The 531-nt window shown below is 71.9% G+C and carries 1 protein-coding gene; it reads right to left on the minus strand.

The window, feature by feature from the left end; genetic code table 11:
- Positions 1–531, minus strand: a 531-nt coding sequence (locus RF644_RS18835; RefSeq protein ID WP_368797668.1) for a condensation domain-containing protein, incomplete at both ends; no start/stop codon positions are given.

The following is a 531-nucleotide window of genomic DNA, read 5'->3' on the forward strand; positions in this document are numbered from 1 at the left end:
GCTGGAGCAGCAGCCGGGCGCCTGCCTCGTCCAGGACGTCGCCCCGGTGGTCGAGGCGGAAGCGGAGGGTGTCGCCGGGGATGGCGAGCAGGCTCAGCGGGTAGTGGGTGGCGTCGGCGACCTCGAAGCCCGCAAGGCGCAGTCCGCGGGCCTCGGCGCGCAGCACGGCCGGGTCGAGAGGGTAGTTCTCGAACACGACGACGGTGTCGAAGAGTTCACCGGTGCCGGTGGCGGAGCGGATCTCGGTGAGGGACAGGTGCCGGTGCTCGATGAGGGCGGCCTGTTCCCGCTGCACCCGGCCGAGCAGGTCGCCGAGTGTCTCGGCGGGCCGGACGCGGACGCGGACCGGCAGGGTGTTGATGAACATGCCGATGGTCGACTCGATGCCGGGGATCTCCGGCGGGCGGTGGGCGACGGTCGCGCCGAACACGACGTCGTCGCGACCCAGTTGCCGGCCCAGCAGCAGTGCCCAGGCGCTCTGCACCAGGGTGTTGAGGGTGATGTTGCACGAGCGGGCGAGGGCGGTGAGCT

The sequence above is a fragment of the Kocuria sp. CPCC 205258 genome (assembly GCF_040981005.1).
Taxonomy (GTDB): domain Bacteria; phylum Actinomycetota; class Actinomycetes; order Actinomycetales; family Micrococcaceae; genus Kocuria; species Kocuria rosea.